Here is a 17818-nt window from a genome sequence, read left to right as displayed (position 1 = left end):
TTTCGTTCAGCTTCCCAGCGACCACCACCCGCGTTTTTTGGGCTTGGCCGGGGCGGGCGCGGGTTGTTCCGTAGCCACTTCAAGGACCGCGCCGCTGTGCGCCTCCTCTGCGGGCTCAGCGGGTGTTTCGGTCGCGTCAACGCCTTGGTCCGCAGGTGATGCATCCGCTTCGGCGGGCGACAGGGCGACGGTTTCGACAGCCTCAACCTGGCTTTCCTCCGAAACGACCGGCTCACTCGGTGCCTCCGCTACTGCGGTATCGGTCTCGTGCTGAACCTCAGCAGTCGGCGTCTCGTTTGACGCCCCCTCATCGGTTACAGCCGGTTCGGACAGAGCCTCCTGCGCCGCCGGAGCATTCTCTCCGGCTTCACTCTCATCGGTCGGCTCAGTGGCTGCCACCTCGGCCTCGGCGGTCTTCTTCCGCCGCGGTGCCCGGCGCCGTTTCGGCTTGGCGGATTTTTCCTCCTCGGCCTTCTCCACCTCGGCTGCTTGTTCCGTCTCGGCAGTCTCGTCCCCTGTACCGTCCTCAGATGCGGTCACGGCGTCCTTCGACTCTTCCGCCGCAGAATCTTCCGTCACGGTGTCGGATTTGTTCTCCGCCTGGGCGCCCTCGGGCTGCTCGGCATTTCCGCCGTTCTTCTTGCGACGCCGACGACGACGCTTGCGCTTGGGCTTTGCCTCCTCCTCGGACGTCTCCTGAGCGTCGGCATCGTCCGCGACCTCCTCCTCGGAGTCGACCAGATCCATCAACGACGCCGAGGCCGAAACCACCGGCGCCGAGACCTCGGGCACCGCCCGGGTCGCGGTCTTGAACTTCTCCATCGAGAAATCGGGGCTGACCAGATGAACGTCGCCCTCGACCCGGACCGACAAGCCATAGCGGGACTCAATCTGGGCGATGTGCTCGCGTTTCTGGTTCATCAGATAGTTGGCGATGCTGACCGGGCAGCGCACCAGAACCTCGCGCGAGCGGCGGCGGGTGCCTTCTTCCTCGATCTGGCGCAGGATGGCCAGCGCCATGTTGTCGTCCGAGCGGATCAGCCCGGTGCCGTGGCACGACGGGCAAGGCTGCGTGGTTGCCTCGAGCATGCCGGGGCGCAGGCGCTGTCGGCTCATCTCAAGCAGACCAAAGCCCGAAATCCGCCCTACCTGGATGCGCGCACGGTCCGTCTTCAACTTGTCCTTCAGGCGTTTCTCGACGGCCAGGTTGTTCTTGCGCTCGTCCATGTCGATGAAATCGATGACGATCAGACCGGCCAGATCGCGAAGGCGCAGCTGGCGTGCCACTTCCTCGGCGGCCTCGAGGTTGGTCTTGAGCGCGGTTTCCTCGATCGAGCCTTCCTTGGTGGCCCGGCCCGAGTTCACGTCGATGGCCACCAGCGCCTCGGTCACGCCGATCACGATATAGCCGCCCGACTTCAACTGTACCGTCGGGTTAAACATCGAACTCAGGTAGCTTTCCACCTGATAACGCGCGAACAGCGGCAGCTGGTCCTCGTACCGTTTCACGTTCTTGGCGTGCGACGGCATGATCATCTTCATGAAGTCCTTGGCGATGCGGTACCCGGCCTCGCCCTCGACCAGAACCTCGTCGATCTCCCGGTTGTACAGATCCCGGATCGACCGCTTTATCAGGTCCCCTTCCTCGTAGATCTTCGCCGGCGCGATCGACTTGAGTGTCAGCTCGCGGATTTGCTCCCACAACCGCTGCAGGTACTCATAGTCGCGCTTGATCTCGGATTTGGTGCGTTTGGCACCCGCGGTCCGGATGATCAGGCCCGCGCCGCTGGGCACGTCGATCTCCGACGCGATCTCCTTCAGCTTCTTGCGATCCGCGGCGTTGGTGATCTTGCGGCTGATGCCGCCGCCACGCGCGGTATTGGGCATCAGCACGCAGTAGCGGCCCGCCAGCGATAGATATGTCGTCAGCGCCGCGCCCTTGTTGCCGCGCTCTTCCTTGACGACCTGCACCAGCAGGATCTGGCGCACCTTGATGACTTCCTGGATCTTGTAGCGACGCGGACGCGGCTTGCGCGGCGGCCGTATATCCTCGCTGTCGTCGTCATCGGCCACCGACTCGATCGACTCGTCCTTGGCGGCTGCGTCAGGCTTGGCGGGCGCTTCGTCATCCGCGCCGTTCTCACCATCGTCAGCTTCCACCTGACTCGCAGGCGCGTCGGTCTCGGCTTCTGTGTCACCAACCGCGACGGGTTCATCCACCGCCGGTTCATCCGGCTCCTCAACGGGCGTCTCTGCCACCGTCTCCATCGGCGAGGTGCCCTCGGGCACAGGCAGGTCCGCAATGCTCCCATCCACGTCGAGGTCGATGGTTTCCATGCCGGTCGGCTCGCTGGAAACCTCGAGGGTTTCCACCGGGTCATCCGACTTGGCCGACGCCGCCTTGGACCGCGACCGCGAACGGCGCTTCTTCGGACCGCTTTCGTCCGCCTCGTCACGCGCCTTCAGCGCCTCGACATAGGCCCGTTCCTCTTCCATCAGCGCTTCGCGGTCGGCGACCGGGATCTGGTAGTAATCCGGGTGGATCTCGGAAAACGCCAAGAATCCGTGGCGATTTCCACCATAATCCACGAAGGCTGCCTGCAGCGAAGGCTCGACTCGCGTGACTTTTGCTAGATAGATATTGCCGGCAAGCTGGCGTTTGTTCTCGGACTCAAAATCAAATTCCTCGACCTTGTTTCCGTCCACCACCACGACGCGGGTCTCTTCCGCGTGGGTGGCATCGATAAGCATTTTCTTTGCCATGTGTCCTTGATGCACCGCACCAAACGCGCTGTCCTGACCTGTCCAGGCGGACAGGCGCATCTGGGGTGGTGTCTTGTCTGGGCGATTTCGGACGGCGCGCGGCAGGGATCGGCAACTCGCCACCCTGCTCGTACACTCAATCGTTGCGCGCGCGTCATCGCGGTTCTTCTCCGACAGGCGCGACCATGCCGCTGCCTGCCCATTATTCCTTTTGCCCGATGAAAGGGCTCAGGTGCTCTACTGCCCATTGCTGGGCACAATCTGCATGCTTCACCCGGAGAGATGGGTCACCATCCGCGGCCAAGCAGCGAAACTCAATGATCCGGGACACGTCAGCCCCAATTCAGGCCGGGTCCGTCCTGACACATTAAAAGCAGTCCTGTGGAAAACACAATGGGCAAACTGCACGGCCCATGTTCAATTGTCGCCTGATCTTCATTTGGCCGCAAATATCCCGGGGGAGAATTGGCCATAAAGGCCAAGAGGGTGCTGGCCCCCTCCCTCACAAATAATCTGCCCGTTGCAGCCCGTATTTGGCCATCTTCTCGTTCAGCGTCCGGCGCGGCAGGCACAATTCCTCCATCACCGAGGCGATCGACCCCTTGTGCCGCCGCATGGTGTTGTCGATCAGCATCCGTTCGAACGCCTCAACGTATTCCTTCAGCGGCTTGCCCTCGGTGGTCATTACCGGCTGCATCTCTTCATGATCGGACATCAACAACGACGCGATGGTGCCCGAACCGCGCCGCGACTGCAGAACCGCGCGTTCGGCGATGTTGATCAACTGGCGCACGTTGCCCGGCCATGGGGCCTGCAACAGCTGCGCGGCCTCCTGGGCGCTGACTTGCGGCGCCTCACAACCGTATTCTTCGGCAAACTGCTCGCTTAGCCGGGTGAACAGGGTCAGGATATCCTCGCCCCGCTGCCGCAGCGGCGGCATGGTGATCCGCAGCGCCGCCAGACGATAGAACAGATCGGGCCGCAGCACGTCCTCGCTGGTCTTGCCCGCTTCCTGCAGGTTCGAGATCGCAACGATCCGGGTTTCGGCCGGTGTTCCCTGCTCGTTCATCACGCTCAGCAACCGCGCCTGCAGCGTGTCGCTTAGCGCCTCTATATCTTCCAGCACCAGAGTGCCGCCCCGGGCTTCCTCGATGGCGGGCAGTTGCGTGTCCTCGGGCATCATGGGTCCGAACAGCCGCTTGGCCAGCGCCTCTTCCTCGAGCGCGGCACAGGAGACCAGAACGAATTTCTTGCCCGCCCGGCTTCCCACTGCATGCAGCGCGTGCGCCACGAGGGTCTTGCCGGTGCCGGTTTCGCCGTCGATCAGCACATGCCCGTCGGCCTGGCCCAGGTCCAGAATATCCTCGCGCAGGCGCTCCATCACCGGGCTGGCGCCGATCAGCTTGTTCATGATCTGGGTGCCGCCCGACAGCTCGCGCCGCAGCGCCCGGTTGTCCAGAGTCAGCCGTCGCGCGTTACTGGCGCGTTTGGCCAGTTCCGACATCCGATCGGGGTTGAACGGCTTTTCCAGAAAGTCGAACGCCCCCACCCGCATCGCCTCGACGGCCATCGGCACATCCCCGTGCCCGGTAATCATGATCACCGGCAAGGTGCTGTCGGCGCCCATCAGCTTTTTCAACAGCTGAATGCCATCCATGCCGGGCATCTTGATGTCCGAGATCACGATCCCCGGATAATCCGGCCCCAGAACCTTCAACGCATCTTCGGCGCTGGCGAAGGTCTCGGTGTCGTACCCGGACAGCGCTAACCACTGGCTGATCGACTGGCGCATGTCCTGTTCGTCATCCACGATGGCAATCTTCATGGCCTGTGCCATAGCTAGATCCTCGTCATTCTGCGGCCTCCAGGCCGTCTTGCCCCAAGATGGGCAGTTGCATCTCGAACACCGCGCCGCCGTTCTGGCCGTTGCGCGCGGTCAGCCGTCCGCCATGGTCGTTCACGATACCCGACGAGATGGCAAGCCCCAAGCCGACCCCGTCACCGGCGCGTTTCGTGGTGTAGAAGGGTTCGAACAGGTTCTCGATATTCTCGATCCCATGGCCGTTGTCGCGTACCGCCAGCACGGCGGTTTCGCCCGCGGCCAGTATGATCTCCACCTCGGGCTCCACCACTGATTTGGTGGCGTCCAGCGCATTGCGCAAGAGGTTCACCATGACCTGCTCCAGCCGCATCCGATCGCCCATCACGATCACCGGCTCTTCAGGCAGGATCTGGCTGATCTTGACGTGGCGCTGACGCAGTTGCGGCTCCATCATCGACAGCGACGAAGCCAGCGCCTCGCCAAGATTCACGGGCGAAAACGCATCCGCCCCTTTGCGAGCGTAAGACTTGAGCTGCCGCGTGATCGCGCCCATCCGCTCGATCAGACCGTCGATGCGGCCAAAGCTGGCCAACGCCTCTTCTGGGCGGTTGCGGCGCAGCAGCAGCCGTGCGCCCGCCAAATAGGTCTTCATCGCCGCCAGCGGCTGGTTCAGCTCGTGACTCACCGCCGCCGACATCTCGCCCAAAGCGGCCAGCTTCGAGCTTTGCGCCAGCGTCTGTTCCGCCACTTCCAGCGTCTTTTCAACCCGTTCCCGCTCGGCGATTTCGCGCTGCAGGCGGGCATTCAATGCGCGAAGCTCCGCCGACTCGCGCTGGAACAGCGCCATGCGAAAAGTCGCCCTGCGGCTAAGCGCATAGAAGGCCAGCGCCAGCAGAATCGCAAAGCCCATGATCTCGAGCGCCAGAACGCTGTTCACTTTTTCGCGGATCGAGGAATAGGTCGTGAACGAGGTCATCTTCCAGCCGCGGAACGGAATCCGCGTCTCCATTCGCATGACCGCTTCGCCCTGCAGGTAGGCGTCGGGCGGCAGTGCCGTCCAGTCGGCGGTGGCCCGTATGGCGCGCTCGATGGCCCCCTGCGGGTGCTGCCGCAACAGCGCCTCCTGCTCGTTCAACCCACGCCACTGAGGTTCGGTCGACAAGATGATCGTGCCAGTGCTGTTGGTCACCATCACGGCATCCGAAATCCCGGCCCACGCGCTTTCGAATTTCTGCAGGTCCACCTCGACGACGATCACGCCCAGAATCTCGGCGCCGGCTTCAAGCCGCCGCGAATAAACGAAGTGATAGCCCCCGGCCTCACGCGGGATGACCGAGAAAATCGTTGAATTGGACCGGATCGCCTCCACAAAATAGGCCGCGCTGCGGTGCCCTTCGCCCAACCGGTTGCGGTCGGTCGCGGCGACCGCCCGGCCGTCGCGGTCCAACAGCATCAGCGACGCCGCGCCGATTTCCTCGACGAAGGACAGCAGGCGTTGCGTCGACAACGAGAAATCGCCCGACTGCAAGGCCGAGATCAACGTCGGATCCCGCGCCAGCAACTGCGGCACGATGGCGTTGCGGCGCAGCTCGCTCAGCAGGTTGCCGGAATACAGCGTCAGCCGCAGTTCAGCCCGATTGCGGGTGGATTCGGTGAACCGGTCGGTCAGCAGGCTGTTGGTGACCCACACGGTCGCGGCCGCGGCCAGCAACAGGCCGAATACCGCCAGCCGCAACCGCCACCCCAGCGGGGCGACGCTGCCGAAGATCGATTTCCAGCCTTTTTGCGCGTCGGATGTCATGAGCCGAGGCTACGCGCCGATGCACCTGACCTCAAGTCACGCAGGCGTCAGCACCCCCGACAATGCGCGGAAGAGCGCCACCCCGTCGGTGCCGCCATGCGCAGGATCCGCCGCGCGCTCGGGATGGGGCATCATACCCAGCACGCGCCGGTTGTGCGACAGGACGCCGGCAATATTCCCGCGCGAGCCGTTCGGGTTGTCGACATAGGTAAACGCGATTCGGTCCTCGTCTCGCAGGCGGCTGATGGTGTCGTCATCGGCAAAATAGTTGCCGTCGTGATGCGCGATCGGAATGCGGATCACGTCGCCGGCGTCATAGCCCTGGGTAAAGGCGCTGTCGGCGGTCTCGACCTTCAACTCCACGGTGCGGCAGATGTATTTCAACCCGGCATTTCGCAGCAGCGCGCCTGGCAGAATGCCGGTCTCGGTCAGAATCTGGAACCCGTTGCAGATGCCGACGGCATAGCCGCCGCGTTCGGTATGTTCGACCACGGCCTTGCAGATCGGCGATTGCGCGGCGATCGCGCCGCAGCGCAGGTAGTCGCCATAGGAAAAACCGCCCGGAACGCCCACGATGTCCACGCCCTGCGGCAGTTGGGCATCCTTGTGCCAGACCATGTCGACCTGAAACCCGACCTGTTCGAAGGCAACGGCAAGATCCCGGTCACAGTTGGACCCGGGAAACACGACAACGGCAGCGCGCATGGCAAACCCTCCTTGGGGAAACGGCTGGAAAACTCAGACCAGTTCGATCTCGTAACGTTCGATGACCGTGTTGGCCAACAGCTTTTCGCACATCTCGGCCACGTCGGCCTCGGTTGCGCCCTCGGCCAGTTCAAGGTCGATCACCTTGCCCTGACGCACGCCTTCGACCTTGTCGAACCCCAGGGCGCCCAGGGCATGGCGCACGGCCTCGCCCTGCGGGTCCAGAACCCCGTTCTTCAGCATAACGTGCACTCGTGCCTTCATCTCAGGTCGTCCTCTGGTTCACTTGCGAAACCGTGTAGCCTCGCCATTTCCAAATCCTTGTTGCCGCTGCCCCTGGTTGGGCCTCGGCGTCAGTTGATCAGCGTGGGTTTTGTCACGTTGCTTTTGGGCAGAACGCCCAGCCGCCGCGCAACTTCTGAATAGGCGTCGGTCAGGCTGCCCAGATCGCGGCGGAACACGTCCTTGTCCAGCTTTTGCCCTGTCTCGATGTCCCACAGGCGGCAGCTGTCGGGGCTGATCTCATCCGCGACGATCAGGCGCTGGAAGTCACCCTCGTAGACACGACCGATCTCGATCTTGAAGTCGACCAGTCGGATGCCCACGGCCAGCATCACGCCGCTCATGAAGTCGTTCACCCGCAGCGCCAGGCTGAGAATGTCGTCCATGTCCTGCTGGCTGGCCCAGCCAAAGGCGGCGATGTGTTCCTCGGTCACCAGCGGATCACCCAGCGAATCGTCCTTGTAGCAATACTCGACGATCGGACGCGGCAGCTGCGTGCCCTCGGCAATACCCAGCCTTTTCGACAACGACCCGGCGGCATAGTTGCGGACGATCACCTCCAGCGGGATGATCTCGCAGCTGCGCACCAGTTGTTCGCGCATGTTCAGGCGGCGGATAAAGTGGGTCGGCACGCCGATCTGGTTCAGGCCGGACATGAAGAATTCGCTCAGGCGGTTGTTCAGGACCCCTTTGCCGTCGATCACGTCCTTCTTTTCGGCGTTGAACGCGGTGGCATCATCCTTGAAATACTGCACGATCGTGCCCGGTTCGGGGCCTTCATACAGGATTTTGGCCTTGCCTTCGTAAATCTTCTTGCGACGCGCCATGTGCGACCTTTCCAGCGTGGGGCGAGGGAATGAGTCCCTGCGCTCTGGCGCTCTCATAGTGCAAGCCCCCCTTTCCCGCAAGTTCATGCATCCGAGAGGCTTTGATGCAGCGCAAATACCTTGCACCCGACCGCGCGTATGGTCATATCATCATCAAACGCAACACTACCCGAAGAGGCCCGACACCGATGACTACGTTCGACGACCGCGAAAACGCCTTTGAAGCAAAATTCGCCCATGACGAAGAAATGCAGTTCAAGGCGCAAGCCCGTTGCAACAAAATGCTGGGCCTGTGGGCTGCTGAAAAACTGGGCAAAAGTGGCGATGAGGCTGCTGAGTACGCAAAATCCGTGGTAATCGCCGATTTCGAAGAAGCCGGCCACGAAGACGTGGTGCGCAAAGTCGCCGCCGATCTGGGCGATCTGTCCAGCCCCGAGGAAATCCGCGCCAAGATGGCGGAACTGCTGCCAGTGGCAAAAGCTCAGGTGATGAGCGAAGCCAACTGAGGCACGCCGTCCACCTCATGATCTTCATGAGTATTATGAATTTGATTTGACGTCCCGGTCATGCGACACGGGGCGTCTAAATTTTTGGCCCTCGGGGCCACAACTCCGGACATCTCCAATGACCAATGCGCTGACCAGACTGCTGGAAACGAAGGACGCCATTCTTGCTGACGGCGCCACCGGAACGAACCTGTTCAACATGGGGCTGCAATCGGGTGACGCGCCCGAGCTGTGGAACACCGACCAGCCCGACAAGATCCGCGCCTTGTATCAGGGGTCGGTGGATGCGGGCAGTGACCTGTTCCTAACCAATACATTCGGCGGAACCGCTGCACGTCTGAAATTGCATGATGCGCATACCCGCGTGGCCGAGCTGAACCGCATCGGCGCCGAACTGGCGCGCGAGGTGGCGGATTCCGCCGGGCGTCCGGTGGTGGTTGCAGGATCGGTCGGCCCGACCGGCGAAATCCTGGAACCAGTGGGCAGCCTGACCCATGCCGAGGCGGTTGAGATGTTCCATGAACAGGCCGAGGCGTTGAAAGCCGGCGGCGTCGACGTGCTGTGGCTCGAGACCATCAGCGCCCCCGAGGAATTCCGCGCCGCGGCCGAGGCCTTTGCCCTGGCCGACATGCCTTGGTGTGGCACCATGAGCTTTGACACCGCCGGGCGCACCATGATGGGCGTCACCTCGGCCGATCTGGCGCAGCTGGTCGAAACCTTGCCCAACCCGCCGATCGCCTTTGGCGCAAACTGCGGAACCGGCGCTTCAGACATTCTACGCACAGTTTTGGGTTTTGTTGCTCAGGGAACCGAACGCCCCCTGATCTCCAAGGGCAATGCGGGCATTCCGAAATATGTCGATGGCCACATCCACTATGACGGCACGCCCGAGCTGATGGGCCGTTACGCCGCAATGGCGCGCGATGCCGGGGCTACCATCATTGGCGGCTGCTGCGGGACCATGCCCGAACACCTGCGCGAAATGCGCAAGGCGCTGGACACCACGCCAGGCGGCGCGCGTCCGACACTGGACCAGATCACCGATGCGCTGGGACCGTTCTCGTCCGCCAGTGACGGAACCGGCGACGAGGCGACGCCCGAACGGCGCACACGCCGGCGCCGCCGGGCCTGAAGGTCAGCGTCCCTCGAACCGGGGGACGCGTTTTTCCAAAAAAGCCACCACGCCTTCGGCAAAGTCCCGTGTGCGCCCGCATTCGCCCTGCAGATGGGCCTCGACCTGCAGCTGCTGTTCCAGCGAATTTTCCCACGTGCCGCGGATCGCCTTCTTGATCGCGCCGAAACCTGCGGTCGGACCCTTGGCCAGATACTCGGCGCGCTTGCGCCAATGGGCCTCGAATGCGTCATCTGCCACGGCTTCGTAGATCAGGCCCCAGTCATCGGCCTGACGGGCGCTGATCTTGTCAGCGAACAGTGCCCCCCCCATCGCTTTGGCCATCCCCATCTGGCGCGGCATGAACCAGGTACCGCCGGCATCGGGCAACAGGCCGATCTTGGCGAATGCCTGCAGAAAATAAGCGCTTTCGGTCGCGATCGTCACATCGGCACACAGCGCCAGGTTGGCCCCGGCCCCGGCAGCCGGACCGTTGACGGCGGCGATCGTCGGGACCGGGCAATCCCAGATTGCCTTCAGCATCGGCTCGTATTCGTCCCGCAGCGTGCCTTCCAGGTCGATCTTGCCGGTGCTCGAGGCATCGCCCAGATCCTGGCCGGAACAAAAGGCCTGCCCCGCCCCGGTCACGACCACGGCCCGCGCGTCATGGGCGGCCTGTTTCATCGCGTGGGTGATCTCTGCCCGCATCTGGGTTGTCAGCGCGTTCATCTTGTCGGGCCGGTTCAGCGTCAGCACCGCCAGACCGTCCGTGATGTTCAAAAGCACCGTTTCGTATTCCATGAAGTCCTCACCTGGCACAGATTTTCCCGAACCCTGACGCAATTGCCCGGCAAGGGAAAGTCAAACCACGCGTCAGTCTTCCAGAATACGGCGCAGCCGCTCCTGCTCTTCCTCGCTCAGAGCGTCGGTTTCGGCCGTTGCGGCGCTGCGGGCGCGACCGCGCAGGAAACTCCACCCCATGATCGCCGCGATCAGCAACATGATCGGCCCGGCCAGCCACAGCAGCAGGTTCACCCCCGTGGTCTTGGGCTTGAGCAGAACATATTCGCCATAGCGGTCCACAATGAAGTCAACCGCCTCTTCGTCCGTATCGCCGGCCACCAATCGTTCCCGAACCAGCAGGCGCAGGTCGCGCGCCAGGTCGGCGTTGCTTTCGTCGATGCTTTCGTTGCGGCAGACCAGACACCGCAGCCCGGCGCTGATCTCACGCGCGCGCTGTTCCAGAACCGGGTCGTCCAGCACTTCGTCCGGCTGCACCGCCAGCACGGGCGAGGCCAGCAACATCAGAACAAGGATCAGGCGTTTCATTCCGCTGCAACTCCTGCGGGCATGTTTTTGCGCGCCCCCGCCGCCACGCGGAACCGGCGGTCGGACAGGCTGAGCAGCCCACCCAAGGCCATCAGGATGCAGCCCCCCCAGATCCAATTTGCCAGAGGCTTGATATACGTCCGAATGACCCAGCCGCCGTCATCCTGCTGGTCGCCGATCACAACATAGACGTCACGCAGAAAGCGGTAGTCGATCGCCGCTTCAGTGGTGGGCATCGCCGCCACCGGATAAGTGCGTTTTTCGGGGTTCAGGGTTGCGACGGTTCGGCCATCTTTTTCCACGAGGACATCCGCCATGGTCGAAAAATAGTTCGGACCCTCGACCTCGCGCACCCCCTGCAGGGTGAAGGCAAACCCTCCGACCTCGAAAGTCTCGCCCACACGGGCGACGCGGATGTCTTCGACCTCCCAAGCGGTCAGGCCGGCGATGGCGAACATCGTTACGCCCAGCCCGGTGTGGGCCACCGCCTTACCCCAATCTGCCCCCGGCAGACGCATCAGGCGCGCCACACTGCCCTTGCGGCCCGTTCGGCTCCACAGGTCAACGATGGCGCCAAAGGTGATCCAGGCGCCCAGGAACAGCCCCACAGGCCCCAGCGCGCTGCGCCCCGTCTGTACCACCCAGACGAGGATCGCCAGCGACACAGCCAGAACGAAGGCATAGCGCAACTGCCACGCAACCCGGCCCAGCTTGCCCCGCTTCCACGGCAGCATAGCGCCCAGGGGCAGCACGATCCCCAATACCACCATGAACGGCGTAAACGCGGCGTCAAAGAACGGCGGCCCCACCGACAGTTTACGATCGAACATCATCTCGGCCAGCATCGGCCACATGGTGCCAACGAACACGACAAAGCTGCTAACGGCCAGCAGGATGTTGTTCAGCACCAGCGCGCTTTCGCGGCTGACCATGCCGAACACCCCTTTGGCCTCCATCGCCTGCGCCCGCGCGGCGAACAAGGTCAGCGCGCCGCCGACGAAGACCACAAGGATCAAGAGGATGAACACCCCGCGCTCGGGGTCATTGGCGAAGGCATGGACCGACGTTAGAAGGCCCGAGCGCACTATGAAGGTTCCGATAAGCGAGAAACCAAAGGCGATGATGGCCAGCAGGATGGTCCAGCTTTTCAGCGCCTCGCGCTTTTCGACCACGATAGCCGAATGCAGCAGCGCGGCGGCCAGCAGCCAGGGCATGAACGAGGCATTCTCGACCGGGTCCCAGAACCAGAACCCCCCCCAACCCAGCTCGTAATAGGCCCACCAGGACCCCAGCGCGATGCCAATGGTCAGGAAGATCCACGCCGCCAGCGTCCACGGCCGCACCCAACGGCCCCACGCGGCGTCGATGCGCCCCTCGATCAGGGCCGCGACCGCAAAGCTGAACGCCATGCTTAGCCCCACATAGCCCAAGTACAGGAATGGCGGATGGAAGGCCAACCCCGGATCCTGCAGCAGCGGGTTCAGGTCGCGCCCGTCAAACGGGGCCACGGGCAGCCGGTCGAACGGGTTCGAAGTGAACAGGATGAAGGCATAGAATGCCACGCCGATGGCCCCCTGCACCGCCAACACCCGCGCCTTCAGCGTAGGCGGCAGGCCGCCGCCAAAAAAGGCCGCCATGGCGCCAAAGATCGCAACGATCAGCACCCACAACAGCATCGAGCCCTCATGGTTGCCCCAAGTGCCGCTGAGTTTGTACAGCATCGGTTTGGCCGAATGGCTGTTCTCGACCACGATCCGCAATGAAAAGTCCGACGTCGCGAAGGCCCAGACCAACGCGCCGAAGGCGAACCCGGCCAGCAGAAATTGCGACACCGCGGCCGGTTCGGCGAAAAACATCCACGAAGGCCACCGCTTTGCCGCGCCGATCAACGGCACGACACTTTGCGCAATGGCCACCAGAAAGGCGAGGATAAGGGCGAAATGTCCAAGCTCGGTAATCATGCGCCCGGTATACCCTCGCCCCGTGCCGAGCGCCAATCACTTTCGCCGCACTTACGCGCACATAGTGTCGCGCCTCAGGCCCGCAGACGCCGCCAGTCGTCCAGCGCCGGGTTGGGGTCCGGGGCGGTCAGTTGGGCCGTCAGTTCCGCATCCGTGCCCGGGTCGGCTGCGCCGGGGCTGTCCGCCCGCATCTGGCGCAGCGTCTGCAGGTTGGCCATCACCTGCGGCGCGCGCATCATCGTGACCGAGATGTCGCGTTGCAGATCCTGCACCTTGGCCTGATGCCGCGCCCCGAAATAGAAGGACACGATCACGCCCAGTAGCCACCAAAGCGGCTCGGGCACCAGCGCGATGCCCTGCATCCGCGCCGCAAACCACAACGGATCGACCATCGCCGCAACGAACAGCCCCAGCGTGCCCAGGGCCAGCGCCGGGCGTGGAAGCCGGTTCAGCCCGTCCATGAACCGGTCGAATCCGCCTTTGCGCGGCACCGCAAATTCGGCGCCGAACTGGCTCATGGCCTGCCCGCGCATCTCGACGTCGCGCACGGCGCCGGCCTCGGCATTTTCTCGGAAAACTTCGGCTGTTTCGCGCACCACGTTGCGTCCGCCCCCGAACAGCAGATCGAAAATTCCCGCAATCAACCCCATACTGCGACCCTTTCGTGAAACTCCGATTCACTCAGATGGTAGGACGGAGACAGAAACGCCTCGGCCCGACGGATCCATCCGCCCTTGCCGCCGGTCCGGCTACGCACATATTTGCGCGAGGCCGGTCGCCGGTCGGCCAAGCGGAAATAATAGTTCCGCCGCGCCACCCCGTAGGCATCGCGCAGCGCCATCGGATCGGGTACGGCGGCCTGCGCGCAAGCCGCGGCGGTCTGTAGCCCCATCACCCCGTCAACGATCACCGCGAACCCCATCTGCACCAGCAGGCGCTGCAGAATGCGTACGGACTGGGCCCCAGCGTTGACATACATGTCGAACAGCGACGGCTGCAGCGCCTCGGGGGCAAGCCCAAGCCGGGGTTTCCGGAAAAAATGCGCGATGAATATCTCGACCGCCTGTTCCCGGCTCAGCGCCATCACGTCGCGCCGGTCAACCACGCCATCATCCGTCAGGTCGACCCCAAGGCGGCGCATCGTGTGGATGGTGACGCCGTATTTCGTGGCCCCGCCCGGGTCATCCGGGTCATCGACGAACCCACCTTCGCGGGCCACGATCTCCCACGCGATCTGCCGAACCGTCTGCATGCTGCACCTCTGTGTTCTCGTGCAGCCAAAACTCGGCCAAAAGATTTAATGGCTCGAAACGACAGCGAGCGCTGTCCGGCCCGACCGCGCAACGCCCGCCTAAATCAACAACCTTGGGCAGTGCCAGGATCAGCTCTCGCCGGCCTCCTTGTAGACACCCTGCTCTTTCAGGGCGTCCATGACCTCTTTAGGCATGTAAGTCTCGTCGTGTTTCGCGAGGATTTCGGTAGCCTGGAAAACGCCGTCGACATAGCTGCCGGTGCCGACCATGCCCTGGCCCTCGGAGAACAGGTCAGGCAGCACACCGGTGAACGACACGGGAACGCTTTCACCGCCATCGGTCACGACAAAGCGCACCGTCTCGCCCTGCCCGCGCACGATTGACCCTTCTTCGACCAGCCCGCCGATTCGGAACACCTCGTTCGGCGCCGGCGGTTCGGCGATCACCTGGCTGGGCGAGCGGAAATAGTTGATCCCGTCTCGCATTGCATAACCGATTAGGCCCGTCGCTAGGGCCAAGGCGACGAAAGCCAACAGAATGATCTGTACACGACGACGTTTCTTCAGCGTCTTCATCTCGCCCTCATGGGAACAGTGGGGCCATCATCAGCCCCGTCGTTTCAGGTTCACCTAACATCAGGTTTGCGTTCTGCAAGGCCTGCCCACTGCTACCTTTTGTCAGGTTATCCAGCGCCGCGATCACGATGGCACGGCGTTCGATCCTGTCAGCAACGACGCCGATATGGCAGAAGTTCGACCCGCGCACATGGTGGGTCGAAGGCGTCTCGCTAAAAGGCAGCATGTGGATGAAGGGCTCGTCCGCATAAGTCGCACACAGCGTTTCATATACGCTCTGCGGGTCGCCCTTTACATACGAGGTCGCCAGAATGCCCCGGTTCGCGGGGATCAGGTGCGGCGTAAACTGGATGTGAACCGCACGGCCGGCCAGCTTCGAGAACTCCTGATCGAACTCGCCCAGATGCCTGTGGGTCCCGCCGACGGCATAGGCGTTGGTGCCTTCGCTCAGCTCGGCGTGCAGAATGTTCTCTTTCAACGCCCGCCCTGCCCCTGAGACAGCGCATTTCAGATCAAGAATGATGTCATCCAAATCGATCACCCCGGCCGAGATCAGCGGCCGCAGCACATATTGCCCCGTCGCCGCGTTGCACCCGGTGCCTGCAACCAGCCGGGCGGTGCGGATCTCGTCGCGGTAGAACTCTGTCAGGCCGTAGACAGCCTCGGCCTGCTGTTCCAACGCGACATGCGGGTTGCCATACCATTTCTCGTATTCCGCCGGATCGCTCAGCCGGAAATCTGCCGACAAATCAACGACTTTCAGGTCAGAGGGCAACTCGCGGATCACTTCCTGGCTGGTCTTGTGCGGCAGCGCGCAAAAGCACAGGTCGATCTGGCCAAAGTCTATTTCCGAGATCTTGCACAGGCGCGGCAGGTCCAGATGGCGCAGATGCGGAAACACCTCGGCCATGGTCTGCCCGGCCTTGCGCTCGGCCGCCAGAGCGGTGATTTCCATGTTCGGGTGTTCGGCGATCAGCCGCACCAGTTCGGCACCGGTATAGCCCGAAGCGCCCAGGATTGCGATTTTGTGGGTCATGTCAGACCTCGTTCCTTAATGTGTCACGACTGGCAACCATCGCATGGACGGTTCCCCCGAATAAATCCGCGCGCCGCCCCGGTCCTTGACCGAAGTCAGGCGGCCTGAAAGGTGATTTGTCGTCGCAGAAACTGCGTTGCCCGGTCGCTGACCTTCTTGGGATCGCCCGTGGTCAGGAACCCGGCCTCACCGGTGCCCAGCATGCCGGGGTGCCGCTTCAGATAGTCGGCAAGGCTTTCGGCAACCAGGTCACCCTGGCTGAACACCTGCACGTCCGGCCCCAAGGCCGCCTGAAAGGCCTCGGCCATCAGCGGGTAGTGCGTGCAGCCCAGAATCGCAGCCTGCGGATGGGGCATCTTTCGCTTCAGCGCGTCCACATGGCTCCGCACCAGGGCCTCGGCCAGGATCATGTCGCCTTCTTCGATGGCATCGACCACGCCACCACAGGCCTGCGCCTCGACATCCACGCCGATGGCGCGGAACGCAAGTTCACGCTGGAACGCACGGCTGGCCACGGTCGCCGGCGTGGCGAACAGGGCCACGTGCTTGACCGCCACTTCGCGCGGGGGGCTGTTGTCGCCCCACTGGCGCTCGGTCAGCGCCTCGATCAGCGGGACGAACACACCCAGAACGCGCTTGCCCTGGGGCACGCCCTCTTCCTGCATCCGCCGCAGCGCCGCAGCGCTTGCCGTGTTGCAGGCCAGAATCACCAGATCGCAGCCGCGCGACCACAGGTCCTGCACCGCGTTTCGGGTCAGGTTGTAGATATCCTCGGCGTCGCGCACGCCATAAGGCGCGTGCGCGCTGTCTGCGTAATATAGGAAATCCACCTCCGGCAGACGTGTCTGCGCGGCGTTCAGGACGGTCAGCCCGCCCAATCCGGAATCAAAGATGCCTACTGCCATTTGCCCCTTCAGGCGCGATGCCGTTCCTCGAATTCATAGCCATAGTCATACGACTTCAGCGGCTTCGGAGACAGCTCATACGTGGCTTTGCGCAAGAAATCCATCATCTTGCGCGTATCGCCGGCCAATGGGTCCAGAACGTCGCGGCCGATGGGCTGCCCCACGACCACATCAACCGGGGTATCGACGCGCTTTCTAAACTCTTTGATCAGCAAACCCATGCGCAGCGTCACATGCAGATGGCTGGCAATCTGAAACAGCCGCGAGGTGTGCCCATCGAAGAACAAAGGCACCACGTTGGCGTTTGATTTGGCCACCATCCGCGCGGTGAAACCGCGCCAGCCCGGGTCCATCGGGTGCGCGAACGGCCGGGCCGCCGTACTGACCGTGCCACCGGGAAAAATTCCGATTGCGCCACCCTGCCCCAGATAATCCAAGGCGGTTTTGCGAGTCTGCAGGTTCAGCCGCATCGCCTCTTTGGTCTGATCGAAGGATATCGGCAGGATAATGCGGTTCAGGTCCTCGGCCTTGTGGAACACATGATTGGCCAGAATCCGGAAATCTCCACGGGTCTGGGACAGCACATGCCCCATCATCAATCCATCCAGGATCCCGTAAGGATGGTTGGCGATCAGGATCAGCGGGCCGTCCTTGGGGATGTTGGACAGCGCCCCGCCCACCACATTCAGGCTCAGCCCGTAGCGTTCGACCATGACCGACCAGAAATCGCGGCCATTGGCGACCTCTCGCTCGTAACCATCCGCGCGCCGGATCAGGCGCAGCCGACCGGTCGTGTTCTCCATCAGTTTGATGACCATGCGCCCACCCCGCGTTTCAGCAGAATGGGCGTAGGAAATATCCCGAGCGACTTGGCGACGTGATTTCATCACGGGTCTCCGGCGAGGCCGTCATCGGACGGCGCGGACACTGATCCTACCGCGC

General features: G+C 62.9%; 17 protein-coding genes. 2 read left to right on the top strand and 15 right to left on the bottom strand.

All coding sequences use genetic code 11. From position 1 onward, the window contains the following. Nucleotides 1-6: 6 nt before the first annotated feature. From AC2FNS_RS04885 to purC, 6 genes are all read right to left on the bottom strand, one after another. Nucleotides 7-2763 carry an Rne/Rng family ribonuclease gene (locus AC2FNS_RS04885; RefSeq protein ID WP_496711148.1) on the bottom strand — a complete coding sequence of 919 codons (2757 nt, stop codon included), beginning with the start codon at nt 2761-2763 and terminating at the stop codon, nt 7-9. A 502-nt stretch (nt 2764-3265) separates the two neighbouring features. Continuing rightward, nucleotides 3266-4600, bottom strand: a complete 1335-nt coding sequence (locus AC2FNS_RS04880; RefSeq protein ID WP_093961984.1) for a sigma-54-dependent transcriptional regulator — start codon at nt 4598-4600, stop codon at nt 3266-3268. 13 nt (nt 4601-4613) lie between these two features. Next, entirely contained in the window at nt 4614-6386 is a 1773-nt protein-coding gene (locus AC2FNS_RS04875) for a sensor histidine kinase (protein WP_496711149.1), read from the bottom strand. Nucleotides 6387-6422: 36 nt separating this feature from the next. Further along, entirely contained in the window at nt 6423-7091 is a 669-nt protein-coding gene (gene purQ, locus AC2FNS_RS04870) for a phosphoribosylformylglycinamidine synthase subunit PurQ (RefSeq protein ID WP_496711150.1), read from the bottom strand. Between the two features lie 33 nt (nt 7092-7124). After that, entirely contained in the window at nt 7125-7355 is a 231-nt protein-coding gene (gene purS / locus AC2FNS_RS04865; RefSeq protein WP_149775174.1) for a phosphoribosylformylglycinamidine synthase subunit PurS, read from the bottom strand. An 89-nt stretch (nt 7356-7444) separates the two neighbouring features. Next, complete coding sequence (gene purC, locus AC2FNS_RS04860; RefSeq protein WP_496679897.1) at nt 7445-8200, bottom strand: phosphoribosylaminoimidazolesuccinocarboxamide synthase; 756 nt, start codon at nt 8198-8200, stop codon at nt 7445-7447. A 188-nt stretch (nt 8201-8388) separates the two neighbouring features. On the opposite strand from purC, the gene AC2FNS_RS04855 reads away from it, so the two are divergent. Next, on the top strand, nt 8389-8706 hold the full coding sequence (locus tag AC2FNS_RS04855; RefSeq protein ID WP_496711172.1) for a DUF1476 domain-containing protein: 318 nt from the start codon (nt 8389-8391) through the stop codon (nt 8704-8706). A gap of 118 nt (nt 8707-8824) precedes the next feature. Then, nucleotides 8825-9838, top strand: a complete 1014-nt coding sequence (gene bmt, locus AC2FNS_RS04850; RefSeq protein ID WP_496679895.1) for a betaine--homocysteine S-methyltransferase — start codon at nt 8825-8827, stop codon at nt 9836-9838. A gap of 3 nt (nt 9839-9841) precedes the next feature. On the opposite strand, the gene AC2FNS_RS04845 is transcribed toward bmt, so the two are convergent. The 9 genes from AC2FNS_RS04845 to AC2FNS_RS04805 form a co-directional block, all read right to left on the bottom strand. After that, nucleotides 9842-10618 carry an enoyl-CoA hydratase-related protein gene (locus AC2FNS_RS04845; RefSeq protein ID WP_496711151.1) on the bottom strand — a complete coding sequence of 259 codons (777 nt, stop codon included), beginning with the start codon at nt 10616-10618 and terminating at the stop codon, nt 9842-9844. Nucleotides 10619-10690: 72 nt separating this feature from the next. Then, nucleotides 10691-11146, bottom strand: coding sequence for a cytochrome c-type biogenesis protein (locus AC2FNS_RS04840; protein WP_496688303.1), 456 nt, complete (start codon nt 11144-11146; stop codon nt 10691-10693). Then, on the bottom strand, nt 11143-13107 hold the full coding sequence (locus tag AC2FNS_RS04835) for a heme lyase CcmF/NrfE family subunit (protein WP_496711152.1): 1965 nt from the start codon (nt 13105-13107) through the stop codon (nt 11143-11145). Before AC2FNS_RS04835 ends, AC2FNS_RS04840 begins: the two co-directional genes overlap by 4 nt. Before the next feature lie 74 nt (nt 13108-13181). Beyond that, complete coding sequence (locus tag AC2FNS_RS04830; protein ID WP_496688301.1) at nt 13182-13757, bottom strand: holin family protein; 576 nt, start codon at nt 13755-13757, stop codon at nt 13182-13184. Then, nucleotides 13748-14359: a holin-associated N-acetylmuramidase gene (locus AC2FNS_RS04825; RefSeq protein ID WP_496711153.1), complete on the bottom strand. Its 612-nt coding sequence runs from the start codon at nt 14357-14359 to the stop codon at nt 13748-13750. Before AC2FNS_RS04825 ends, AC2FNS_RS04830 begins: the two co-directional genes overlap by 10 nt. Nucleotides 14360-14488: 129 nt before the next feature. After that, on the bottom strand, nt 14489-14935 hold the full coding sequence (gene ccmE / locus AC2FNS_RS04820; RefSeq protein WP_496679880.1) for a cytochrome c maturation protein CcmE: 447 nt from the start codon (nt 14933-14935) through the stop codon (nt 14489-14491). Nucleotides 14936-14942: 7 nt separating this feature from the next. Next, nucleotides 14943-15971, bottom strand: a complete 1029-nt coding sequence (gene argC / locus AC2FNS_RS04815) for an N-acetyl-gamma-glutamyl-phosphate reductase (protein WP_496711154.1) — start codon at nt 15969-15971, stop codon at nt 14943-14945. A 95-nt stretch (nt 15972-16066) separates the two neighbouring features. Next, the gene (locus AC2FNS_RS04810; RefSeq protein ID WP_496711155.1) at nt 16067-16876 is read right to left on the bottom strand and encodes a glutamate racemase; all 810 of its coding nucleotides are present in this window, start codon (nt 16874-16876) and stop codon (nt 16067-16069) included. 8 nt (nt 16877-16884) lie between these two features. Further along, nucleotides 16885-17763 carry a lysophospholipid acyltransferase family protein gene (locus AC2FNS_RS04805; RefSeq protein ID WP_496711156.1) on the bottom strand — a complete coding sequence of 293 codons (879 nt, stop codon included), beginning with the start codon at nt 17761-17763 and terminating at the stop codon, nt 16885-16887. Between the last annotated feature and the right edge of the window lie 55 nt (nt 17764-17818).

Source organism: Ruegeria sp. BHSA191 (assembly GCF_059613325.1).
The sequence above is the reverse complement of the archived record's forward strand: the minus strand, read 5'-3'. Positions and strand labels throughout refer to the sequence as shown.